This is a genomic window from Natronomonas sp. (genome assembly GCF_046483325.1).
Taxonomy (GTDB): domain Archaea; phylum Halobacteriota; class Halobacteria; order Halobacteriales; family Haloarculaceae; genus Natronomonas.
Window position 1 is genome coordinate 1 of the sequence record NZ_JAWODL010000016.1, and the last position, 23,915, is coordinate 23,915.

Annotated in this window: 21 protein-coding genes and 1 tRNA gene; 14 read left to right on the forward strand and 8 right to left on the reverse strand. The window is 61.8% G+C overall.

Features of this window, described 5'->3' with window-relative positions; translation table 11 throughout:
• The 6 genes from R6U53_RS05415 to R6U53_RS05440 form a co-directional block, all read left to right on the forward strand.
• Positions 1-764, forward strand: a 764-nt coding sequence (locus tag R6U53_RS05415) for a pyridoxal-phosphate-dependent aminotransferase family protein (protein WP_410321343.1), incomplete at its 5' end; no start/stop codon positions are given.
• An 82-nt stretch (positions 765-846) separates the two neighbouring features.
• Positions 847-2,919 carry an NAD-dependent DNA ligase LigA gene (ligA, locus tag R6U53_RS05420; RefSeq protein ID WP_410321344.1) on the forward strand — a complete coding sequence of 691 codons (2,073 nt, stop codon included), beginning with the start codon at positions 847-849 and terminating at the stop codon, positions 2,917-2,919.
• Positions 2,920-3,137: 218 nt separating this feature from the next.
• The gene (pspAB, locus tag R6U53_RS05425; RefSeq protein WP_410321345.1) at positions 3,138-3,740 is read left to right on the forward strand and encodes a PspA-associated protein PspAB; all 603 of its coding nucleotides are present in this window, start codon (positions 3,138-3,140) and stop codon (positions 3,738-3,740) included.
• Between the two features lie 133 nt (positions 3,741-3,873).
• Positions 3,874-4,911 carry a DNA repair and recombination protein RadA gene (radA, locus tag R6U53_RS05430; RefSeq protein ID WP_410321346.1) on the forward strand — a complete coding sequence of 346 codons (1,038 nt, stop codon included), beginning with the start codon at positions 3,874-3,876 and terminating at the stop codon, positions 4,909-4,911.
• A gap of 99 nt (positions 4,912-5,010) precedes the next feature.
• Positions 5,011-5,083: transfer RNA gene (locus R6U53_RS05435), tRNA-Asp, on the forward strand.
• Positions 5,084-5,357: 274 nt separating this feature from the next.
• Complete coding sequence (locus tag R6U53_RS05440; RefSeq protein WP_410321347.1) at positions 5,358-5,726, forward strand: hypothetical protein; 369 nt, start codon at positions 5,358-5,360, stop codon at positions 5,724-5,726.
• 381 nt (positions 5,727-6,107) lie between these two features.
• Here R6U53_RS05440 and R6U53_RS05445 read toward each other — a convergent pair whose 3' ends face one another.
• The 3 genes from R6U53_RS05445 to R6U53_RS05455 all read right to left on the reverse strand — a co-directional run bounded on the left by R6U53_RS05445 (position 6,108) and on the right by R6U53_RS05455 (position 9,595).
• Complete coding sequence (locus R6U53_RS05445) at positions 6,108-7,154, reverse strand: sensor histidine kinase (protein ID WP_410321348.1); 1,047 nt, start codon at positions 7,152-7,154, stop codon at positions 6,108-6,110.
• A gap of 128 nt (positions 7,155-7,282) precedes the next feature.
• Positions 7,283-8,104 carry a YihY/virulence factor BrkB family protein gene (locus R6U53_RS05450; RefSeq protein ID WP_410321349.1) on the reverse strand — a complete coding sequence of 274 codons (822 nt, stop codon included), beginning with the start codon at positions 8,102-8,104 and terminating at the stop codon, positions 7,283-7,285.
• Between the two features lie 324 nt (positions 8,105-8,428).
• A complete protein-coding gene (locus R6U53_RS05455) occupies positions 8,429-9,595 on the reverse strand; it encodes a Gfo/Idh/MocA family protein (protein ID WP_410321350.1) in 1,167 nt (388 codons plus the stop codon).
• Positions 9,596-9,728: 133 nt separating this feature from the next.
• On the opposite strand from R6U53_RS05455, the gene R6U53_RS05460 reads away from it, so the two are divergent.
• Positions 9,729-10,178 carry a pyridoxamine 5'-phosphate oxidase family protein gene (locus R6U53_RS05460; RefSeq protein WP_410321351.1) on the forward strand — a complete coding sequence of 150 codons (450 nt, stop codon included), beginning with the start codon at positions 9,729-9,731 and terminating at the stop codon, positions 10,176-10,178.
• A 19-nt stretch (positions 10,179-10,197) separates the two neighbouring features.
• On the opposite strand, the gene R6U53_RS05465 is transcribed toward R6U53_RS05460, so the two are convergent.
• Both R6U53_RS05465 and R6U53_RS05470 read right to left on the reverse strand, forming a co-directional pair.
• A complete protein-coding gene (locus R6U53_RS05465) occupies positions 10,198-11,502 on the reverse strand; it encodes a ribonuclease catalytic domain-containing protein (RefSeq protein WP_410321352.1) in 1,305 nt (434 codons plus the stop codon).
• Between the two features lie 57 nt (positions 11,503-11,559).
• Positions 11,560-11,865 carry a hypothetical protein gene (locus R6U53_RS05470; protein ID WP_410321353.1) on the reverse strand — a complete coding sequence of 102 codons (306 nt, stop codon included), beginning with the start codon at positions 11,863-11,865 and terminating at the stop codon, positions 11,560-11,562.
• A 109-nt stretch (positions 11,866-11,974) separates the two neighbouring features.
• Between R6U53_RS05470 and R6U53_RS05475 the strand changes: the two genes are divergently transcribed.
• Positions 11,975-13,066 carry an aminopeptidase gene (locus R6U53_RS05475; RefSeq protein ID WP_410321354.1) on the forward strand — a complete coding sequence of 364 codons (1,092 nt, stop codon included), beginning with the start codon at positions 11,975-11,977 and terminating at the stop codon, positions 13,064-13,066.
• Between the two features lie 583 nt (positions 13,067-13,649).
• Here R6U53_RS05475 and R6U53_RS05480 read toward each other — a convergent pair.
• From R6U53_RS05480 to R6U53_RS05490, 3 genes are all read right to left on the reverse strand, one after another.
• Entirely contained in the window at positions 13,650-14,204 is a 555-nt protein-coding gene (locus R6U53_RS05480; RefSeq protein ID WP_410321355.1) for a DedA family protein, read from the reverse strand.
• A gap of 144 nt (positions 14,205-14,348) precedes the next feature.
• The gene (locus tag R6U53_RS05485; RefSeq protein WP_410321356.1) at positions 14,349-15,092 is read right to left on the reverse strand and encodes an SDR family oxidoreductase; all 744 of its coding nucleotides are present in this window, start codon (positions 15,090-15,092) and stop codon (positions 14,349-14,351) included.
• 51 nt (positions 15,093-15,143) lie between these two features.
• Positions 15,144-16,010, reverse strand: a complete 867-nt coding sequence (locus tag R6U53_RS05490) for an alpha/beta fold hydrolase (RefSeq protein ID WP_410321357.1) — start codon at positions 16,008-16,010, stop codon at positions 15,144-15,146.
• Positions 16,011-16,243: 233 nt separating this feature from the next.
• Between R6U53_RS05490 and R6U53_RS05495 the strand changes: the two genes are divergently transcribed.
• From R6U53_RS05495 to R6U53_RS05520, 6 genes are all read left to right on the forward strand, one after another.
• The gene (locus R6U53_RS05495; RefSeq protein ID WP_410321358.1) at positions 16,244-17,317 is read left to right on the forward strand and encodes a phytoene/squalene synthase family protein; all 1,074 of its coding nucleotides are present in this window, start codon (positions 16,244-16,246) and stop codon (positions 17,315-17,317) included.
• A gap of 83 nt (positions 17,318-17,400) precedes the next feature.
• Positions 17,401-18,255 (forward strand): MOSC domain-containing protein, encoded by an 855-nt coding sequence (locus R6U53_RS05500; protein ID WP_410321359.1) that lies wholly within the window; start codon positions 17,401-17,403, stop codon positions 18,253-18,255.
• Between the two features lie 105 nt (positions 18,256-18,360).
• Complete coding sequence (locus R6U53_RS05505) at positions 18,361-19,014, forward strand: HVO_2922 family protein (RefSeq protein ID WP_410321360.1); 654 nt, start codon at positions 18,361-18,363, stop codon at positions 19,012-19,014.
• Between the two features lie 152 nt (positions 19,015-19,166).
• Positions 19,167-19,640, forward strand: a complete 474-nt coding sequence (locus tag R6U53_RS05510) for an Lrp/AsnC family transcriptional regulator (protein ID WP_410321361.1) — start codon at positions 19,167-19,169, stop codon at positions 19,638-19,640.
• A 388-nt stretch (positions 19,641-20,028) separates the two neighbouring features.
• Positions 20,029-21,516 (forward strand): proton-conducting transporter membrane subunit, encoded by a 1,488-nt coding sequence (locus R6U53_RS05515; RefSeq protein ID WP_410321362.1) that lies wholly within the window; start codon positions 20,029-20,031, stop codon positions 21,514-21,516.
• Complete coding sequence (locus R6U53_RS05520) at positions 21,506-23,914, forward strand: DUF2309 domain-containing protein (RefSeq protein WP_410321363.1); 2,409 nt, start codon at positions 21,506-21,508, stop codon at positions 23,912-23,914. Before R6U53_RS05515 ends, R6U53_RS05520 begins: the two co-directional genes overlap by 11 nt.
• The last annotated feature ends 1 nt before the right edge of the window (position 23,915 follow it).

Below are 23,915 nucleotides of genomic sequence, written 5' to 3' on the forward strand. Positions count from 1 at the left end.
AATGGGGGCGGGCGGTCAAGCCCGAGGATATCCGCGACGCGCTAGAGACGAGCGACAACCACTACGACGTCGTCGCGTGCGTGATGAACGAGAGTTCGACTGGCGTCCGGAATCCGGTCGAAGAGATCGGTGACGTCATTGCCGAGTACCCGGACACCTACTTCGTCGTCGACGCGGTGTCGGCGCTGGGCGGCGACTACGTCGACATCGACCAACACGACATCGACGTCATCTTCGCGTCCTCCCAGAAGGCCTTCGCTATGCCGCCGGGACTGGCGATCTGCGTCGTTAGCGACGACGCCTACGAGCGCGAAGTCGACAAGGAGTCCGCGTCGTGGTACGGCGGCTTCCAGCGCTGTCTGGACTACTACGACCGGAAGGGGCAGACTCACTCGACGCCGGCGATTCCCATCATGTTGGCCTACCGAAAGCAAATGAAGTACATGCTCGAGGAGAGTCACGAGGCGCGTTCGGAACGCCACCGCGAGATGGCCGAGTACACCCGTGAGTGGGCCGACGAACACTTCGATATGTTCCCGGAAACGGGCTACGAGTCCCAGACCGTGGCCTGTATCGAGAACACGCAAGGGATCGACGTCGCCGGGACCATCGAAACCGTCAACGAGCGATACGACATGGCCTTCTCGAACGGCTACGGCTCCCAACTCGGTGAGAAGACGTTCCGCATCGGCCACATGGGCGAACACACCGTCGAGAGTGTCAAGGCTTTGACCGACGCGATCGAAGACGTCGCGGGGCTGTAATCGACGTTCCGGCTGACTCGGCGGGTCCAATCGACGATCGAATTGCCGCTGGTTTTTCAACACCGCTTTCGAATCACCACCAATGGACGAACTCGAGGGGAACCCCTACACTCGTGATCCGCCGCGTTCGTTCGATCCCGTGGCAGATCTCGACCGCGAGACCGCCGAACGGCAGGTCGAACAGCTCAGAGAGGCGATCCGGTATCACGACTACCGCTATTACCAACTCGCGGATCCCGTGATCTCCGACCGAACATACGATGCGCTGTTTACCCGCCTCCTCGAACTCGAAGACGCGTTCGACCTGCGCTCGGAGACGAGTCCTACACAGCGGGTGGGTGGGCAACCGCTCGACGAACTCGAAACAGTCGAGCACGTCGCCCCAATGTTGTCGATCGATTCGTCGGTCGAGGAATCCGACGTTCGGGAGTTCGATCGGCGCGTTCGGGGTCGATTGGCCGACATCGGCTACGGGGGACCGATCGAGTACCTCTGTGAGCCGAAGTTCGACGGGCTGTCGATCGAACTCGTCTACGAGAACGGTCGGCTGGAGCGGGCCGCAACGCGTGGAGACGGATTCGAAGGCGATGACGTGACCCAGAACGTCCGAACCATTCGGTCAGTCCCGCTGGAGCTTCAGGGCGATCCACCGGATTTCCTTGCCGTCAGGGGCGAGGTGTTGATGCCGAAGGCGGCGTTCCAGGCGCACAACCGCGAACGGATCGAGCGCGGCGACGATCCGTTCGCCAACCCGCGAAACGCCGCCGCGGGGACGATCAGGCAGCTCGATCCGTCAGTTACCGCCGAGCGACCGTTGACGTGTTTCGTCTTCGATATTCTCGACGACGGCCGGCGCGAGTTCGGAACGCGTCTCGGGGAACGCAAGGCCATCGGTCGATGGGGATTTCTGACCGACGACCACACGCGGTTGGTCGAGAACATCGACGAAGCGGTCTCGTTCCGCGAGGAGATGCTCGATCGTCGCAACGAACTCGGCTACGAGATCGATGGGACGGTAATCAAACTCGATCGAACCGAAGCCTGCGAGTTGCTTGGTGCGACCGCCAGAGCGCCCCGATGGGCGTACGCGTACAAGTTCCCGGCCAGGACCGAGGTGACGACGGTTCGGGATATCGTCGTTCAGGTCGGTCGGACAGGACGCCTGACACCGGTCGCCCTGCTCGATCCCGTCGAAGTGGCGGGGGTCGAGGTGTCCCGGGCGACGCTTCACAACCCGAAACAGATCGCCGAGTTAGGCGTCGATATCGGGGATACCGTTCGGATCAAGCGGGCAGGCGACGTTATCCCGTACGTCGAGGAGGTCGTCGACGGTGACGACGAGGGATTCGAGTTTCCAGAGACCTGTCCGGTTTGTGGGAGTCCGGTCGAGCGGGACGGCCCGATCGCGTTCTGTACGGGCGGCGTTAGCTGTCCGGCACAGCTCCGACGCGCGGTCCAGCACTACGCCTCCCGGTCGGGGCTCGATATCGAGGGGCTCGGAGCGAAGGCGGTCGATCAACTGATCGACGAGGGGTTGGTCGAGCGTCTACCGGATCTCCATTCGCTGTCTGTCGACGATCTCGCGTCGCTCGATGGCTGGGGGCGAACGAGCGCCGAGAACCTCCGTCGAGAGCTCGAGGCGAGTCGAGAGCCGACGCTGGCCGAGTTTCTCTCCGCGCTCGGACTGCCGGGCGTGGGGCAGACGACGGCGGCCGACATCGCCCGCCACTTCGGAACGCTGGACGCGGTGCTGGCGGCCTCCGAAGAAGAACTCCAGGCGGTCGATGGGGTCGGATCGACCGTTGCGCGCGACGTCGCTGAGTTCTTCGAGAACGAACGGAACCGCGCGGTCATCGACGATCTACGCGCGGCGGGCGTCGAACCGCAGCCGACCGAAACCGCGGGCGACGAACTCGAGGGATTGACGTTCGTATTCACCGGGTCGCTCGACGGGATGACCCGTGAGGAGGCCCAGGAGTTGATCGAACGACACGGCGGATCGGCGACGTCCAGCGTATCGGGCAACACGGAATATCTCGTCGTCGGTGATAATCCCGGCCGAAATAAACGCGACGCAGCGGACGAACACGGAGTCGATACGCTGGATCAATCAGCGTTCGAGACGTTGCTCGCCGATCGTGGCGTCGAACGGTAGGTGGCGAACAGGCGGAACACGTCGATCAGTGATCCGTGCTCCGCGATAGCGCTTCGCGCTCTCCCGCCTCGGCGGATCATCGGCAGTCACTCAGGACATACGGGCGCTGGCTTCGTGTTCGTATATAAATTGCCGGGCGTCGGCTTTCGTCGCGTGCGGAAGTCATCCCCGGGTGGTGACAATAACGCCTATGCGGTTCGCGCCCCCGGTACTCGACGATGGGGCTCTTCGATGCGGTTCGACAGGCGCTCGGACTGAGTGCGGAGGCGGACGCAACCCGTGATGCGGATCCGGAGGATCTCTTCGGGATGTCGACGGCGTACGTGACGATGGAAGCGGATTTAGATTTCGTTCCGACCGGTGACGCCGCACTCTGCTTTGCGAACGTCGATAGCACCGCGTTCCGCGCCGCGCGCCGGGAGGTCGAAGCGGTGCTCGAACTCGGCGAGGAGGAAACGGGGACGACCGCGTCATTTATCGAGGACAGCCACGGGTACAACTGGGTCGTACTCAGGGATTCGGACTTCGAGAACCTCGTCACGAGCATCCACTTCGCCGCCGATACGCTCATCGAGGAGGGGTTTGGCTCCCGACTGCTTGCGGCGCTGTTTTCCTTCGCGCGAGACGAAAAAACGGCGTACTGGATCTACTCGTTCCGGCGCGGGTCGTACTATCCGTTCGTACCGACGGGCGGACGCGAGCGGGACGGCACGCTCGAGTTCAAACTCGAGAGCAATCTCGACGGCGAACTCGACGTCGAGGACGACACGTCGTACTGGTATCCCATGTGGCCCGAAGGGGACAATCATCCCTGGGGTTGAGTTTCGTTCCGGCTCGCGGAATCGTATCTAAACGTTCGCACGTCGAATCGAACTGACCTGCCGTCTCCTCGGGTTTTCACTTACACTTAGCTGTTAACGAGACTTTATGTATCGGGCGGTCCCAGGACCGAGTATGGCAGCAAGCACGGAAAATCTAGAGGAACTTCCGGGTGTCGGTCCCGCAACGGCGGACAAACTGCGCGAGAACGGATACGACTCCTATCAGAGCATCGCCGTCGCCGGACCGGCGGAGCTTTCGAACACCGCGGACATCGGCGAATCGAACGCGAACGACATCATCCAAGCAGCCAGAAGCGCGGCCGACATCGGCGGCTTCGAGACGGGAACGGACGTGCTCGAACGTCGTGAGCAGATCGGGAAGCTCGAGTGGCTCGTCCCGGAGATCGACGAGATGCTCGGCGGCGGTGTCGAGACCCAATCGATCACCGAGGTGTACGGCGAGTTCGGGGCCGGTAAATCCCAGATCACCCACCAGCTCGCGATCAACGTCCAACTGCCGAACGATGCCGGTGGCCTCCACGGACGCTGTATCTTCATCGATAGCGAAGACACGTTCCGTCCGGAGCGAATCGAGGAGATGGTTCGCGGACTCTCCGACGAGGTCATCGAGGCCGCAATGGAGGATCAAGAGATCGAGGGCGGCCCGAACGATGACGACGCGATGGACGAACTGATCCAAGCGTTCCTCGACAAGATCCACGTCGCCAAGGCGTTCAACTCGAACCACCAGATCCTGCTCGCCGAGAAGGCCAAAGAGATCGCCGCGGAGTACGAGGACGACGAGTATCCCGTTCGGCTCGTCTGTATCGACTCGCTGACCGCTCACTTCCGCGCAGAGTACGTCGGCCGCGGCGAGCTCGCGAACCGACAGCAGAAGCTCAACAAACACCTCCACGACATCGACCGCGTCGGCAACCTCTATAACGCCGCGACGGTCGTCACGAACCAGGTACAGTCGAACCCCGACGCCTTCTTCGGCGACCCGACGAAGCCGATCGGTGGCAACATCCTCGGACACAAGTCGACGTTCCGGATGTACCTGAAGAAGTCCAAGGGGAACAAGCGGATCGTCAAACTCGTCGACGCACCGAACCTCCCGGACGGGGAAGCGGTCATGCGCGTCGAAGGCGCAGGGCTCAAACCCGAGTAATCGGGGCCACCCGACGGCCGTCAGTGTGTGAGAACGAACCGCGGCGCCGCCCTTTGGAAAGTCTTAAGGTACAAACCCGGCTACCTGGGAGTGCAGGGAGCCCGGGTGGTGTAGTGGCCCATCATACGACCCTGTCACGGTCGTGACGCGGGTTCAAATCCCGCCTCGGGCGCTTAGGCGTTTCACGCCTTCTACCGCTATTTTACTGGTGCTTATAGGTGTGAAAGAACGTATGCACCCTGTCGTGCGATCCAGCATCATAGAAGCGGTGATCGACAACGGACATCCCAACAGGGGACGCCGACATCTCCTATATTTTTTCAGCTGACGCGTCAATTTCCGACTCGTTTACTGGTCCGACGCGCGATCAACCCAAGACGATCAGTCCACACCATCTGCGAGATTACGAAGCCTGCAAAACGGACTACGTCTGCTGGTTCCGGAGCGTGGCGAAAACCCCAAACAAGCGAGAGGGATACGCCGATTCCACCGTCCAGCGGATCAGTATGAAAACCGGTCGGCTGTTTCGCCACTCCTGGAAGGTCGAAGGCAACTACGTGCCCCCGATCCACAAAGACGACGCTGACGAACTAGCGGGATCAATCGAGCGTGGCGATTGGAGCAACGCTAATACTCCGATCTTCAAAAAGACGGTCAAGCGGTACTTCGAGTGGCTCGAAGATGAGAAAGTGACGGACTACACCGATGGGACTGGCCGATCAAAGTCTCTGAAAAGGAGCGCACACGACGGGACTACTTCCGTCGCCATGAGTTCTGTAGACGCTACAACGCGACTCTCCCCTACTGATCTGTGACACCGACGAGCCGTATACACTCGCGGTATCGTATGGATTTGCTAACGAAACGGATCGATGGTTCTACGGCTTTTCTTCGGCCGAGAGCGTCAAGGAGCGAGATCGTGTTGAAAGGAGTGATGCGGTTTCGTTAGTTCTTTACAGGCGGTTCGAAGCGAATGCCACGGAGCTTGACCCCGAGACGATTTAAGAGTGGAATGCTGTAATTGACTGGCGTCTTTTCAGCACCGTTAGGAAATGTAGAAATTAAATGGTACGAATCAGAGATCACGTCCCTCGCCGGAGGAGCTCCGTCGGTGGATATGCTTTGACCAAATCAAATCGAGTATGTGCTGTGTATCGTCGTCGAGGCCGTTCCGCTGAAGAGAGAACACGTGATAATTACTGGCTGAATTTGACATTCGTGATTTCGAATCGGGTCCCACCGTCAGATCCGTCCGTGATACAGATACGCCAGTCATGGGCTTCGACGACCTGTTTGACGATACTCAATCCCAGTCCAGTCCCTTCGTGTGTCGTTGAGTTGCCCGTTTTGAATACCAGTTCGCGTTCGTTTGTCGGGATACCGGACCCATCGTCTTCAACGTAGAACCCCGTGTCGACCTCTCCAATCGTTACAGTCACATTCTCTCCCGCATGTTCCACGGCGTTTCGAAGGAGGTTCTCCAAGAGCTGTCGAAGACGATTCCGGTCCGCCAGTAGGCGCCGGTCGGTGCCGGTGTCGGTCACGAGGGTTGCATTAGCTGTCGGAACCGTTTGCCAGCAGATTTTGCTGAAATTTCCGAGGGAAACTGGTTCTGCTTCAGACACGTGGTTACCGATTCGTGCAAGCGTCAAGAGGTCCTGTATCAGTGTTTCCATCCGATCATGGGCGTTTCCCACGTCGGCGAGATGTTTGCTAGTACATTCTTCTTTTGCCAGTTGCAACCGTCCCTGAGCAATGCTGAGGGGATTTCGAAGATCGTGGCTGACGATACTGACGAACTCTTCGAGATGTTCGTTCATCTCCTCCAGTTTTTGTTCGCGCTCTTGACGGTCCGAAATATCGCGCGTGTTGACGACGTAATTTCCGTTTGGCGTGGGGTTTGCTGAGGCGATGGATTCGACCCACAGGTACGTCCCGTCAGCCTGTTTATGTCGGTAATCGACCGCCTCAACGGTGTGCTCTTCGCTGGTGACAACGGTCTGAAATGCGGTGATAACTTCTTTACGATCCTCCGGATGAAAGTACTCAGCAACCTGTTCACCCACAAGTTCGTCCGGTTCATATCCGTAGACGCGTTCGATTGAGGGGCTCTCGTACTGGATAATACCGTTCTCATCGAGGACGGTCAGAAGGTTCGTCGAGTGTAGTGGCAAAATATCAAGCGGTACTTCGGTTTCGGAACTGGTATCCGTCGGTGGTTCCGACCGCTTGTTGCTTTCCATATAGTATTGTTCAAGTAACCGTATATGGGTTTTACTCCGGTTTTTATCCGACACCCTGTACTCTAACCAAGGTGGCCTTGTCGAACTCCTCGATCAGTGGTCGTTCTTCGAACACCGAGAGGGATCCCTTAGATCGAATCGGATCCGTGATCGTCTTCGATCCCTTCGTGATAATCGCTCAACTCATCCGTATCGGCAAACACGGTGTTCACGATTGCTCCGATCATGAGCACAGTAGCGCCCAGATAAAAGCCCGTAAGGATGATAATGATCCCACTGAGAACGCCATAGAGCGCATATTGAGCGGCATCAGCGGCGTAAGAGGTGATGGCTGTCAGCAAGACGGTCCACCCAACCGCGGCTGTCAGAGCACCCGGAAGCGCCCCTGTAAGTGAAGTCACCACTCGCGATGGGGCATAATAGAGTGGAACGAACGCGATCGTCAGCGTCCCAAATTGAACGAAAGGCTCGCTGTAGGAAAGAACTCGACCGATCGGTAGGAGGGTAAAGATCAAGTTGGTGAGGATAATCGCGACAATGACCAGACCGAAGGAACCGATAATGCTACTCGCATCATGAAGCTGCGTGCGAAGTGATTCTCGAGGAGTGTGTTCAACCCGGTTAACGACAGTCTGAAAGCCGATCACGATGTTTGCCGCGCTCCAAGCAAGCACGCCGACTGCGAGCAATGCCGCCCAAGCTCGCCCCGATGCAGTAATCAATGCCTCGGAGAGTAGCCTCTGAGCACCAGGGGTGAGAAAATCGGGTGTGATTGTTTGAACCTGTCTGACGAGTTGGTCGCTGATGAGGGCCAATACCAATATCAAAAGCGGGATTTGGGAGACAAAGGCATAATACGCGAGCGCGGCCGCCGGATACTTGACGTCATGTTCCTTGGCGATCTGACCGACGGTCAACGCGAGTTCAAAGGCGTGGCTCAGGCGTTTCATACCTCGTCTACGGAACGCAAACAAAAAGTGCTGTCTTGCTCGTGCATTTCGGGAGAACCTCCTCGTGGAAGGAAACCAACCACTCAGAGAGAGTTGCTGAAGTCTTCAATCTCCCAGACGGTGGTGAACGGGCGTGTTCTATTCAGCACGGGAGTCCTGTCAGGTTTTGAGGGTTTCAACGAGGCCGGAGATATTCGATAGCAGAACACGAGTTTGATCGAATCCGCACTCTTAGTTGGCACGTCAATTCACCGACGAGCGGGCAGCGAATCGCTTCAACGTAGTGTTGAGTTTCCCCCACGGTGGCCGGGGAACGGTCGTTCGTCACGACGTACTCGAACGACCGCTATCGAGCGGTTGCAGGGGTAGCGGAGACGAAGCGATGGCTGAAGAACCACGTTCAACGATAGCCTCGAGCGGATTGTCGTCGATCACGAGCGGCAGTTCGACTCGTTCGCCTCGCCGAGCGGATTCCCAGCAGGCGAAGATGATCTCAGTCGTCTGGAGGGCGTGGTCGGCGGCGAGTGCGGACGGACGGTTCGTGTCGAGGGACTCGACGACATCCGCGATCGCACGGTCGACGTACGTAGGATCGCTGAACCATCGATCGTCACCGACAGGTACCCATCGCAATACCTTATCGAGCGGATGGAGACGCGAGCGCCAGATGCCGTCCATGCCCGTCCGTACCGACATCCACGCGGAACCACTGTCTCGAACCCGAAGCGTAGGACCGCCTTCCGAACCGACTTCGATAGCGCCGTCGTCGCCGACGAGCCGTAGTTCGCAGTCGATAAACCCGTCGTCGCCGGTCGAAGCGAGTCCCTCGACGCCCGACTCGTAGCGCCACCTCGCCAACGCCTGCGTCTCCTGATACAGGCCGTAGACGACCGCCGGATCGCGGGGATCGATCTGTCCGAAGACCCACTCGACTGGACACTGATCGGTCAAATAACCGCACATATCGAACAGGTGTGTGCCGTAGTCGTAGAGGTCGTGCCCGCCAAGTTCGATGCGTCGGAGTTCACCGATCAATCCCACGTCGAGCGCCGCTTTCGCCTTCCGGTACGGCGTCGCGAACCGCCGTTGATGATTGAACGTCAGTTGGACCCCGTGTTCTTCGCAGGCCGCGACCATCTCGCGGCACTCCTTCCACGTTGCGGCCATCGGCTTTTCGCAGTGAACAGCCCCCACGGCGTCGCTCGCGGCACACTCCATGACGATCTCCGCGTGCGTATTCGTCGGTGTACAGACGCTCACGATATCCGGCTGTGTCTCTACGACCATCCGCTCGTACTCCTCGTAGACGCCGGTTTGCTCGATATCGAACGTGCGTGAGAATTTGCGGGCCTTCGTTCCGGTCGTGTCGACACAGGCGATCAGTTCACAATCGTCGCGTCGCTCGTAGCCCCGGGCGTGCCGGTACGCCATCGCGTATCCGTCCGATTGCTCGGGATCACCGGTTCCGACGACAGCGACCGAGTAGCTCATCTGGGGGAGAAAGACAGCGTTGCCCCATGAGTATGCTCTCGGTTCTCGCCGACAACGAAAGATTGTAACGGAGCACATGGACGCCCGTTGTGGTATCCGCCACCTAATTAGCGCCCCGCCACGTATCCAGCGTATGCCAACGTGGACTGGAGCGTGGTCGGAGGACGAAGCGGAATCGTATTTGGCGGAGGCGACGGTCCCGATCCGACTCGCCTGTCGGACGCCGTCCGGTGGGCCGTGGATGCTGTCGCTTTGGTATCGGTACGACGACGGGGCGTTCCACTGTGCGACGGGAGCGAACGCGGACGTCGTCGAGTATCTGCGCGCCGACTCGAAGGTCGCCTTCGAAGTATCGGATAACGAGCCACCGTATCGCGGCGTTCGGGGTGCGGGCACGGCGACCATCGAACTGGACGACGACAAAGCGCTGTTAGCGGAGTTACTGGTTCGGTATCTCGGCGGGACGGACAACGATCTCGCGACACGACTCCTGAATTCGGATCGACAAGAGGTCCGCATCCGAATCGAGCCGTCGAAGCTCTACACGTGGGATTTCTCCGAGCGGATGGCCGATATTACGTGATCGGGCCGAAGAACCGAGATCAGGCCGTATACTGCGCGTCTTCGGGGTCCTCGACGATCTCGGTGCCGCGGTTGTTGACCGCGTGTGGATCGAGACCGACCTCCTCTAGGAAGTCCTTGTAGATGCGTTCGCACGTCTCCGCATCCTTTTGTTTGTCGCTGGCGTGATCGCACAGATCCGCGACCCCTTCTGGAACGTCGTTCGTGTAGATTATCCAGTGATTGACGAGATCCGAAAGTCGGCGAATAGGTGAGGTGAAGTGGCCGTAGATCTCGAAGTTCAGTGCGTGGTGCCCGCCGAACGGATCGGACATGTACTTCGCGCGCGGCATCACTTTCATCACGGCCCACTGGATCTTGTTGAGCTGTCGGCCGGGCGCTTCCTCCAGGGTGGCGTTGACGGCCTTTCGCGGGTCGTCCCACGCGTCGCCGGGGATCGAAACGCCGTCCAGTTCCTGAATCTCCTTGAGCGCCTCGTCCCACTCTTGGGGCGTCGGCTGGGGGTGAACGCGGAACATCGCCTCGAGGCCGCGATTCCACTGGAGTTCGTGCGTGACGGCCTTGTTCGCTTTAAGCATGCACTCCTCGATGATCGTGTGGGCGCGGTCCCGCTTGGGATTGAGCACGAGCGAGCCGTCCTCTTTGCGCTGTTCGTGCAGCTTTTCGGCGAATTCGTACGCCAAGGTGTTCTCAGCGTGTAACGGGGCGTCGGGATCGTCGAGGCGTTCCTCGCAGTCGTTGTATGTCTGGCGAGCGTCGGAGTGGATAACCGATTTGTAGATATCGATCGACTCGTGAGAGAGCGTCTCGCCGTTGATGTGCATCTCCACGGTGTGGGCGAGCCGGTCCTGGTTGGGGACGAGAGAACAGACGGTTTCGGCGAGCACGGGCGGCAGCATGTGGATCGTGTAGTCGGGGAGATAGACGGTGTTCCCCCGCTTCGTCGCCTCCTCCCACATGGCCGTCTCCGGCGTCACGTAGTGGGTCACGTCGGCGATGTGAACCCACAACCGATACCCTTGCTCGGTACGTTCGATCGAGATAGCGTCGTCGAAGTCCTGTGCATCGGCGGGATCCGTCGTCCACGTCGTCAACTCGCGGAGGTCGCGGCGCTCGTCGAGTTCGGATTCGATGTCACCTTCGGGGTCGGCAGCCCGAGTGTCAGCTTCCTCGATCACCTCGTTCGGAAACTCGTCGCGGATCTCGAACTCCTCGAAGAGTTCCTCGCGTTTGTTCGCGAGGTGGCGGGCGAGTTCCTCGTCGATTCGGACGGGACCTTGGCCCTCCGCGGTGCCGGCGTACGCCTGTTCGTCGCGGTCGGTCATACCGAACCTTGAGCGGTCGGACAGTTAGGCGTTGCGAGGCCGTCGACGGGAGCCACGTCAGGAGTTTCGCTCGCGTTCGTCGCCCCCGTCGGCGTCGAGCGACCGATCGAGAGCGTCGTAGTAGCGCTCGACGAAGCGTCGGGCGGAACTGGATTCCCCGTCGAGCTCGACGAGGAGGGACTCGAGGCCGCGCCGGGGGTGGTGGCAAAGGTCGCGGTGACAGGGCTTACAGAGGTACTCGAACTCCTTGTCGATGCGGTCCCATCGGTCGCCGTGTTTGTCGTACTCGCGGGCGTCAGTGCGGTCGAGCGTGTCGCCGCACGCGATACAGACGATTTCGGTTCGGTCGCGCCGACCCCACATACGATCGGCTTCGTACAGCAATCACTTAGGCGTAGCTCTCACCCTTCGAAAATCGAGAACGTCATTCGTTATCACAAGCGTATAGATGTATGCGTGACGACGATAGTGTATGGACCCGCGAATCAGAGAACACGCCGAGATCGTCGTCGACCACTCGACGAACGTCGAATCGGGCGACAACGTCGTCATCAGCGCGCCGACCGTCGCCGAAGACTTGGCTGTAGCCCTCCACGAGGTCGTCGGGGACCGGGGCGCGACGCCGATCTACCTCGCGAGCGACAGCCGCGCCCAGCGAGGGTACCTCCAGTCAGTCGACGCCGAGAATCTCGAGACGCCCACTCACACAAAGGCGCTCTACGAGGAAAGCGACGTGCTCATCCGCATCCGCGCGGAGGCGAACGCGACCGAACAGAGCGACGTTCCACCCGAAAAACAGGCCGTACACGCGAAGGCCCGCCAACCGGTTCAGGAGGTCGCCCTCTCGAAGCGGTGGTGTCTCACGCAGTTTCCCTCACAGGCGAACGCCCAGTTGGCCGGGATGAGCACGGAGGGCTACGAGAACTTCGTCTGGGACGCGATCAACAAAGACTGGGACGCCCAACGAGAGCATCAAGCGCGGATGGTCGACGTCCTCGATCCGGCGAGCGAGGTTCGGATCAAAAGCGGCGAAACGACCGACGTGACGATGTCCGTCGATGGGATGAAAACGCTCAACGATTACGCGGAAAAGAACCTCCCCGGTGGCGAGGTGTTCACCGCCCCGGTTCCCGACAGCGTCGAGGGCGAAGTGCTGTTCGATATGCCGCTGTATCACCAGGGACGCGAGATCACGGGGGCACATCTCGTCTTCGAGGACGGGGAGGTCGTCGAGCACGCGGCTGACCAGAACGAGGACCTCCTGACGGAGGTGTTGAACACCGATCCGGGCGCGCGACGACTCGGCGAGTTGGGGATCGGGATGAACCGGGACATCGACCGATTCACGTACAACATGCTCTTCGACGAGAAGATGGGTGACACGGTTCATATGGCCATCGGTCGTGCCTACGACGAGTGCGTCGGCGAAGGACGGGAAGCCAACGAATCGGCGGTGCACGTCGACATGATCGTCGATATGTCCGAGGAATCGTTCATCGAGATCGACGGCGAGATCGTCCAACGAGACGGGACGTTCCGGTTCGAAGACGGGTTCGAACCGTAGTTTTCGTGAGTGGTTTCGGCAGGTGAGTGTAGCGAGACCGTCCGAAACGGTTCCTACAGGTGGACCGACGGGAGACGGCACGTTCCGATTCGTGGACGGAGTAGACCGACAGCGTGGCTGACGGGCGAAAAGCGCGGTGGACCGCCCAAACGGGGCGGTCCGGCCGATCCGAATGACAGAGTCGTGAGACCCCAACGCCCGGGTATGTCTGAGCCGGGGGCGTCGGCGTTCACCGTCGAAAAAGCTCGCGGCCGGCACACATGCCAATGGATGCCGGTTCGGTACGGAGCCGGCCGCGAAGTCGCAGTGTCTGAGTCGATTCTGTGTTAGGCGCTGTGATTGAACCCCCCCTTTCGACCGGCAGTTGCGGGAATCGTCCGCGCGCCGTACCGTCCAGTTTTCTTTGGACGGAGTGAACGCGCGTCATTGGTTCCGGACATTACAACCGCAGGTATAGTTCGGAGGGTTATAAAACCTTCTTATGTTGAAATATATGCCTGGTGGGTCGGACGGATGATCAGATGTGGGTCGTGCTACTGGTCGTTCGTCCACTGTCGTGGCCGAAGTGGCCGTCACGAGTCGTTTAGAGCCACGGCAGAATCCGAGCGACGTCGACGATACCCCACGCGACCGCAGTCAACAAGGCGACATACAGCGCGTTACCGACCGTCGAGACGACGAGGAATCGCCGGGGGGGATACTGACTCAGCCCCGCGGGGATACTCATTAGCGACCGAATCCCGGGCATCGCGTTCGTAACGGCGAGTGCGGTCCCGCCGAACCGATCGAACAGCCGGTTGGTGATCTGCATCCGGCGTCTTCCGATCCGAGCGCGGATGAACGGCGGGAGCCGATCGACGTACGGGAGTCTCCGTCGAATGCCGATGAATTCGGGACTGTCGGTGTTGAAGCCACGATACAACGTGAACTGCCCGAGCGTGGATGCGAGCGTCGAGCAGATCGCGACCACGATCAGGACCGTCAGTTCGGGACTGAGAAACGCGACGTAGCCGAGATACAGGGCGGCGGGAGGTGTGATCTTTCCGATCACCAAGCCATCGACGTAGAACAGCACGAGGATTGCGGGGACGACGAGCGCCTGAAGCAAGGTGACGGTGGTTTCGACGCTTGGGATCATCGGTTGGAGCCGCACGTGCCATCGGTTCGGACGAACTGGATCGTCCCGATCGATCGATCGGATGACTGTGCAGAGGGAACGTCACACCGGATGATAATAAGACTGCGCGGACGCCGCACCGACGAACGCTATCGATCCGACGGATTAAAACGCGGAGAACTTGTCACGGCGGTACAAGTCGAGTTCGCTCACCATCGCGTTCTCCTGACTGACGGCGAAGAGGACTGCCTCGGCGACGTCCTCCGGTTCGATGGCTTCGCCCTCCTCGAAGCGCTCCGCGAAGCTCTTCCCGGTTTCGGCGGCGATTTCGGTGCGGACTTCGGAGGGGTTGATCGTCGTCACCGCGATGTCGCCGTCGGTCTGGGCGGCGACGCTCTGGGCGAAACCGCGTGCCCACCACTTCGTCGCGGCGTACGCGGGGTTGTACGAACGGGCGTACTGGCCCGCGAAACTCCCGATGAAGACGAGCGTCCCGCCGGACTCACGGAGGTGTGGAAGCGCCGCCCGCGTCGCGAAGAACATCCCGTCGGCGTTCGTCTCCATCATCAGCCGATACTTCTCGGTCGACAGTTCCTCGATGTCACCGCCGACGACCACCCCCGCGTTGTTGAGGAGGATGTCGAGTCCTCCGAACCGGTCGACTGCGGCCTCGACGAGCGCCTCGACGGCGTCTTCATCGCGGACGTTCGTCGGAACGACGAGCGCCTCGGCGTCGGTTTCGGCCTCGATCCGGTCGGCGAGGGCGTCGAGTCGCTCCTCGCGCCGTGCGGCCAGCGTCACGTCCACGCCCTCGCGAGCGAGCGCGAGCGCCGTCTCGCGACCGATCCCCGAACTCGCGCCGGTGACGATCGCCGCGTCACCCGCCAGCGTCGAAGTCGTCTCTGCCATGTTATCAGCGTATCCCCCGATCGGGTTAAGGGTTGATGTGGGAGGGACGGATCATAGAAAGTCCTCCAGCGCCGCGAGCGTCTCCTCAGGTGCTTCCTCCGGCAGGAAGTGTCCGCAGTCGATCCCGCGACCGCGTACGTCCGTCGCCCACCGGTTCCAGACTTCGAGCGGATCGAAGGCGACGGTTCCAGAGCCGGCCCCCCAAAGCGCCAACATCGGGCACTCGATCCGTTCGCCCGCTTTGCGGGATTCGCGATCGTGAACCGTATCCACGTGAAAGCCGGCACGATAGTCCGCACAGCTCGCGCGGATCACGCCCGGCTCCGCGAAACACCGACGGTACTCGGCGATCGCCTCCTCGGTGAACCCGTCCATCGAGAGGCTCCACCGATCCAGCAGGTGTTCGAGGTAGAACTCCGGGTCGGCGCGGATGAGCGTTTCCGGAAGCGGATACGCCTGCGCGAGGAACAGCCAGTGATACATCGACTCGGCGTACTGGTAATCCATCGCCTCGAACGTCTCTAGCGTCGGAATGATGTCGAGCGCGGCGAAGCGCTCGACGCGATCAGGCGAGTCGAGCGTCAGCCGGTAGCCGACGCGAGCCCCCCGGTCGTGCCCGACGAGCCGAAAGGTGTCGTAGCCGAGTTCGGACATCAGCGCAGTCATGTCGCCCGCCATCGATCGGTTCGAGTAGTCATCGGTCACGGGGTCGTCGGGGCCGCGACTGTCGCCGTAGCCGCGCAGATCCGGACAGACGACCGCGAACCGCTCCGCGAGATCGGGCGCGATCCCGTGCCACATCGCGTGCGTCTCCGGATAGCCGTGTAAGAGCAACAGCGGCGGCCCGTCGCCGTGACGCCGTACCCGTAACTCCGCGTCGTCGACGTCGATCCGCTCGTCAGTGAAATCGGAGAACATATTCCATGCTAGAGTCCCCCGCGCATCAACGTTGGGACGGCAAGCCCCACCGCAAGCACGGCGGACATCTGCACGGGTTATTTGGTGATCGAACACCTACCGAGCCGATAGAAGCCGATTCGCCCGCGTGTAGCAATGAGTACCACCAGATTTGATCAGCGACCGAGGAACCGACCGAACCGAACGGGACCGACGTGCCCCCAGCAACGTGATGACGAGTCGGACGGGATCCAATGAGTCACACGTCGCCACAGCCGCAGGAACCGCCGGAGCCGGATTACGAGTGGTGTTACAAGTCGGTCCAGCGCGTCTCCCGAACGTTCGCGCTGACGGTGGACGTGCTCGAAGAGCCGATGTCGAGACACATCTGTCTCGGCTATCTGCTCTGTCGGGTCGCGGACACCATCGAGGACGCCGCACACATCGATACGCGGCGGCAAGCCGACCTCCTCCGGTTGTACGAGGCCGCGCTCGACCCGAGCGCGGAGACGACCATCGGGGAGTTCCGCGCGTCCGTCGACCCGTGGGTTCCCCCGGCCGAGGAGCGAACCGCGGACTGGGACGTCGTTGCAGGCTCGCCGACCGTCTTCGCGACGTTCGCGGAGCTGCCGGAGGACGTTCAGGAGGCAGTTCGACCGCCCGTCCAGGAGATGGTCGGTGGGATGGCGATGTTCGTCGAGCGATACGCCGAACAGGGCGGACTCCGGATCCGCGACCGCGACGAACTCGAGGAGTACTGCTATTATGCCGCCGGCACGGTCGGGACGCTGATCACGAACCTGCTCACGCGAGACGACGTCGCCGATCGCCGCGCCGAGACGATGCACGACACCGCCGAGGCGTTTGGGCTGCTCCTCCAACTGGTGAACGTCTCGAAAGACGTCTACGACGACTACAGCGAGGAGAACAACGTCTACCTGCCCGCCGAGTGGCTGGCCGCCGAGGGCGTCCCACAGGAGGCGGTCACGGCCCCCGAACACCGGACCGAATCGGCGCGCGTCGTCTCGCGGACGGCCGACCTCGCCCGCTCGTGTCTCGACGAGGCACAGGCGTATTTGGAGGCGATGCCGTTGCACGACGGGAACACCCTCTCGGCGTGGCTCGTCCCGTACGTCCTCGCGGTCGGCACGCTGCGCGAACTCGACGAGCGACCCGAGGACGCGCTGACCCAAGCCGACGTGAAGGTGTCGCGATCGGAAGTGTTCGCGGTGCTCGAAGCCGCCTCCTCGGCCAGTCGAGAGACGGTCGCGGATCTCCGTGAAACCATCGCCCGTGGGCCGTTTCACCGTGTCAGCGGTAGGGATTGAGAGGCGCACCGGCGACGGAACGGCGGCGACCAGCGGGAGAGCGCGGAAACGTCTATATACTGGCTTCGTGAATACGGCCGAATATGGCGACGATTTCGAACATTTCGGTGTATCCGATCAAAGGGCTAAACGCCGAAGGACCCGACGTTGTCGAGGTCGCGGAGGCCGGCTCGTTGAACTACGATCGCAAATACGCGCTGTTCAGCGAGGACAACGAGTACGTGAACGGACGACGGAATCCGGAGATCCAACGGGTCCGATCGGCGTTCGACTTCGGCGAGGAGATCATCACCCTATGGACGGACATGGACGAAACGAAAGCGCGGTTTCACCTCGGTGACGAAGCGGAACTGATAGAGGCGTGGTTCAGCGACTTCTTCGACGAGCAGGTCAGATTGGAGGAGGCGAACACCAACTACACCGACAACGCCGGCGCGCTCTCGCGAAAGATGATCACCACGGCGGGGCCGTCGATAATGAGCCGGGCGACGCTCGAAGCGGTCGCCTCGTGGTTTCCCGATCTGATCGACGGTCCCGAGGAGATGCGTCGCCGGGCGCGCCCGAACATCGTTGTCGACGGCGTCGAGCCGTTCTGGGAGGACCGGCTCTACGCCGACGAGGACCACCTCGTCACCTTCGAGATCGGCGACGTATCGATGCAGGGGCTCAGACCGCTGCCTCGGTGTTCGGTCCCCGCCCAGAACCCCGACAGCGGCGAGTTACTGAATCCGTTCGTCAAGGAGTTCACGCGAAGACGAAGGGAGACGTTCCCCCCCTGGGGAGACCCGGAGTTGCTTGGCGTCCACGACGAGTTGGACGTCGGCGACTACTATCTCGCGGTGGTGACGCGCATCCCGACCTCCGAGTGGGGCAAGCGAATCTCGGTTGGCGATCCGGTCTCGATCGACGGCGAGGCGCCGCTCATCACGGCGCTTTGAGGCGGGGCGTTCTCCGAGGGGGAACGTCTCGGAATCGAGTTTTTCCGGGTGAGTGCAAAGAGGTGGGGAGTACCACTATATGTGTTCCATCCGATCGTCCACCGTATGCCCGACGAGGAGACCATCTACGAATCGGAGACGAAGCGGAGCCGACGGGGGATCGCGTCATATCTGCGACGGCTGGCCAACGCTCTTAGCCGCGCCGAACCCGTCCCGGTCAACGAGGAACAGACGGTGACCGTGACGCCGCCGGCCGACCCCGAGTTGGAAATCGAACTCGAGCGGACGGACGACGAACTCACCCTCGAACTCGAACTGGCGTGGACGGAGGGCGAGGGCGACGTCGACCTCGATGCGAAGGCCAGCAAGGCGACCTTCGAACTCTTCGAGGACGCGGGCGGGAAGTGGCGCTGGCGGCTCGTCCACGACAACGGCAACATCATCGCCGATTCGGGCGAGGGGTACGCCTCCAAACAAAAGGCCAACCAGGGGCTCGACAGCGTCAGATCGAACGCACCCGGCGCGTACGTGGTCGATCGATCGAAAGACGACGACGAAGCCACCCCGGAGGGCGGTAGCGACGCCACGTTCGAACTCTTCGAGGACGCGGGCGGGAAGTGGCGCTGGCGGCTCGTCCACGACAACGGCAACATCATCGCCGACAGCGGGCAGGGATACGCGTCGAAGCAGAAGGCAAAGCAAGGGATGCGGAGCGTGCAGTTGAACGTTCGAGGGGCGGGGGTAGAGCAAAAGTCATAGTCTTTGTCCCACCAAGCATTTCGAGCCGGAAGTTGGGGCTGGCGTTCTCAACGGATCGGTCTTCTGTCAGCCAGGATCTTCGGTCGTAGCGAACTCGGTGGAGCATTCAAACAACGTACAGATGTAAGTGCCTTTGTCGCGGACACACCAGTATGGCTGACGAGGAGATCGACGACGTGGATAGAGCGATTCTATATGCATTGCAGGAAGACGCCCGAAACATGTCGTCCGGGGAGATCGCGAAGCGAACCGGTACCTCGGACAGCACCGTCCGCAAACGGATTCAGCGCCTCGAATCCGACGGCGTGATCAAGGGGTACAGCGCGAGCGTCGATTATCAAAAAGCCGGGTATCCGCTCCGAATGTTGCTCTATTGTACCGCGTCGATACCCGAGCGGGGTGACCTGATCCCCGAGGTTCTACAGATAGACGGCGTCGTGTCGGTCCAAGAACTGGTCACCGGTGAACGGAACCTCCTCGTCACTGCTGTCGGCGAGTCGGATAGCGACATTACCCCCATCGCACAGGAACTCCTCGATATGGGACTCACCGTTGCCGACGAAGTGCTCGTCCGGAGTCACGAGATGACGCCATTCAGCAAGTTCGACACCGGGACGGATCGGTAAGTGGTCAGCGGCTGACTCGCCGGGGGTTCGAACTATCGAGCGGTGCCGCCGTCTCGTCGAGCGACAACCCAACCGCCGCTCGTTTTGTGCGTCCCGAAAGGCGTAATGAGCGTTTTCGAACGCCGCCAGTACAGGTCGGTCGATGTTGACCTCGTCGCCCCGACAGCCTCGATCGGACGATCCCCGATGACGACACGACCACGAACCGGCTCGAACCCGATCACGCGGCTCAAAAAACATAATGTTCTATCATGCGAGTATTTCGAACGCTTTGTGAAAATAGATAGATTTAATAACCGATCTGTTCGTATATATCGTCGAAGACGACCAGTATCGGCATACCGATTTCGTTTCGGCTGCCGGGATGGGTCACCGAATGGGTTGAACGATGTCAGGACATAGCTCGAAAACGACGGTCGGAGCGCTCCCGGACACGACGGTGAAATCGCCGTACGTGCCCGTCGCACTAACGTGGCTCGTGTGGTCGCTGTTCGCCGCGAGCATCGCCGTGCTTGCCGCCCGAATCCGGGTCGGTGGGTCGTGGGAGATTCCCGGCGTGATCGCCATCGACGGACTGACCGTCCTGATGTGGGTTGTCGTTACTTTCTTCAGTGGCATCGTCCACAGCTACTCGCGCCGGTACATGACCGGCAGCGCTCACGAAACGCGCTTTTTTGTCACCGTGTTCGGATTCACCGCGGCCGTGATGGGCCTCGTCGCGGCCGACCACGTCGCCCTGTTCGGGCTCCTGTGGCTTGCGATGGGGCTGCTGATGTCGAAGCTCATCGGTACCGCCCGCGGCTGGAGACAGGCGCAGGCGGCCGCGAGGGTCGCCCGTAACTACTTTTTCGCCAGCAGCGCGCTCCTCGGCGTCGCACTGACGGCGCTGTGGTGGACGACGGGCGCGACGACGGTCTCCGGAATCGCCGCGGCCGACGACGCGCTCGGCGGTCCGGTGTGGCTCATCGCGGCCGGCGCGCTCGTCCTGGCGGCGATGATCCAGTCCGCGCTCGTTCCGTTCCACGGCTGGCTGCTCTCCTCGATGACCGCGCCGACGCCGGCATCGGCGCTGATGCACGCCGGCTTCGTCAACGCGGGCGGGATCCTGTTGGCTCGATTCGCATCCGTCATCACCGTCGACGCAACGTTCATGCTCGCGGTGGTCGCCGTCGGGGGGGCCAGCGCGATCGGGGGGAAGCTGCTGAAATCGGTGCAAACGGACATCAAGGGCAAGCTCGGCTGTTCGACGATCGGCCAGATGGGATTCATGATCATGCAGGCCGGCCTGGGCTTCTTCGGGGCCGCCATCACCCATCTCATTTTACACGGCTTCTACAAGGCCTACCAGTTCCTCAGTTCGGGCGAGCGGATCGAACACATCGGCCCCAGTCGAGCGGGCACACGCACGGGGGGACCCGTGACGAGCGTCGTCGGCGTCGTCGTGACGCTACTGACCGGCCTCGGCGGCGGCGCCCTGTTCGCGGTGCTCACCGGTAAGGGTCTGAACGCCGACAGCGGCCTGCTGTTGACGTTCTTCGTGGTCATCGCCACGCTCCACGCCGCTCGGAACGCGATACAGCACACCTCGCTTTCGACGACGGCTCGCTACGGGGCCGTCCCGCTGGTCTTCTTTCCCGCCATCGTCATCTATGCCGCGGTCTACGAGGGCGTCTCGGCGCTCCTGATGATCGACACGGCAGCGACCGAACTGACCATTCTCCACGGCATCATCGCCGCGGTCTTCGTCGGCATCTACATCGGCATCGAGACCGGCGTCCACGAGAACAGTCAGCGACTCTACGTGGCACTGCTGAACGCCAGCCAACCGTCGTCTGAGACCCTGCTGACCTCCACGGAGGACTACAATGAGTACTGAAAACACCATCCACGAAAGAATCGACAAAGCAGCGAGTACCGTCGGATCCCTCTGGCCGATCCACTCGTTCGTGACGGCAAACCCCCTTTCGGGGTTCGAGAACCAACCGTTCGGCGAGGCGGTCGAGCAGGCGGCAAACCTGCTGGGTGGCCGCGGCTATCCCAGCGTCGAGACGTTCCGTGAGGCGCTGGAACGCGGCCAGATAGATCCGGGGATACTCGACGGGAAACTCGCCGAGGCCGGCTACGAGGACGACCCCGATGTGCTGCTCGATCGCATGGCAGAAGCCGGCGATGCCGGCGAGACCGCCGCGGACACCGCCGCGGACCGCGTCGATCGGGTGTTGAGCAAGTGGCTGTCGGCCTTCCTCGACGAAGGGAGCGCCAATTGGTCGATGCCGAACCGCGAAGCGGGGTTCTACACCGCCTTCAGCGAGGTCGCGCGGTACGATGCGGAGGTCCCCGATAAGGGAGTCGTCTCCGACCTGCCGGAGACGCCGACCGAGGCCATCGGGGCCGTGCTGGAACCCCACGCCGAGAGTCAGTGGGTTCCGATATTCGAGGAGCAACTGGCCGCGCTCCCCGGTTGGGCCGGATTCATCAAACAGCGCGCGGAGGACGAGGGGCCGTGGCAGTCCGCGTGTCCGATCACGCTGGCGGGGTATCTCGCGGTCCGACTCGCGCTGCTCGACGGCTTCGGTGCCGATATCGAGCCGTCCACGGGGCCCGACAGCCCTGGCCCCGGCGCTGTCGATGAACTCGCCGAAACGTTCCTGAGCGCCTGGGAAGCGAGCTACCGAACCGGCCTCGTCGAGAGCGTCGCCACCGAGGGCCGATCGCTCGACGATAACGAGCCGTCGGGTCGCCCGGACGCACAGCTGGTCTTCTGTATCGACACCCGTTCGGAGATCATCCGCCGCCACATCGAAGCCGCGGGCGACTACGAGACTCACGGCTACGCCGGCTTCTTCGGCATCCCGATGGAGTACCGGGGCTACGATGCCGACGTGTCGGTCGATGCCTGCCCGCCGATCCTCGAACCGAAACATCACGTCACCGAGATCCCGACTGATCGGGACACGCAGACCAGACACGACCGCTGGTCGAGCATCCGCGAAGCGACCGGCCAACTCATCGAGACGCTGGAAGCCAACGCCGCCACGGCCTACGGCTACGTCGAAGCCGCCGGGAGCGGGTACGGCCTCGCGCTCGCGGGTCGCACGCTCGTCCCCGGGCGCCTCCGCGACCTGTTCGGCGCCGCCGACGCCGCGGTACCGGACGACCACGAGTTTTGCGACCAGATCGTTCGTCATCAACACACGTACGCTGGCGATCTCCCGGTCGGACTCACGCTCGAGGAGCGAGTCGAGTACGCCGCAACGGCCTTCGAACTGATGGGATGGGAGACGTTCGGTCGACTCGTCGTGTTCGCCGGTCACGCCAGCGAAACGGCCAACAACCCCTACGATGCGAGTCTGGACTGTGGCGCCTGCGCCGGCAATCCCGGAGGGCCGAACGCCCGCGTCCTCGCGTCGATCTGCAACGACGGGGCCGTTCGGGACGGACTCCGAGACCGCGGGATCGACGTGCCCGAAGACACCGTGTTCGTCGCCGGCCAGCACAACACGACCACCGACGAGGTCGAGCTGTACGACGGTCACGTTCCCGAGAGCCACGCGGAGGGCCTCGAACGGCTCCGTGTCGATCTCGAGACCGCTCGCGCCAACGCGGCCCCAGAGCGCGCCGCGGACATGAACGGGACGGGATCGGGCGTTCGCGAGACGGAGCGCCGCGCCGCGGACTGGGCCCAGACGCGTCCCGAATGGGGGCTTGCTGGCAACGCCGCGTTCGTCATCGGCCCGCGGGCGCTCACCGAGGACCTCAACCTCGACGGGCGCTCGTTCCTCCACTCCTACGACTGGTCGACCGATCTCGACGGCGACGCACTCGAAGCGATCATGACCGGACCGATGGTCGTCACGCAGTGGATCAACGCCCAGTACTACTTTTCCACGGTCGATAACTCGGTGTACGGGAGCGGATCGAAGGTGACGCAAAACCCGGTCGGCAACATCGGTGTCTACCAGGGAAACGGCGGCGACCTGATGACCGGCCTCCCGCTCCAGTCGCTGATGGCCGACGCCGACGTACCCTACCACCAGCCACTCCGCCTCTCGACGGTCGTTCACGCACCCGTCGGGCGCGTCACCGACGTCCTGGTCGATCACGAGAAGCTGGCCGAACTGCTGGACAACGGCTGGCTCTCGCTAACGGTCGTTGACCCGATCCAAAATCACCGCGCGTTCCACTACGAGCAGGACCTGGAGTGGTCGTCGGCATCGGTGGAGCCCGAGGTCCAACCGGAGACGCCGAACGCTCCCGTGGTCGCGGACGACTGAC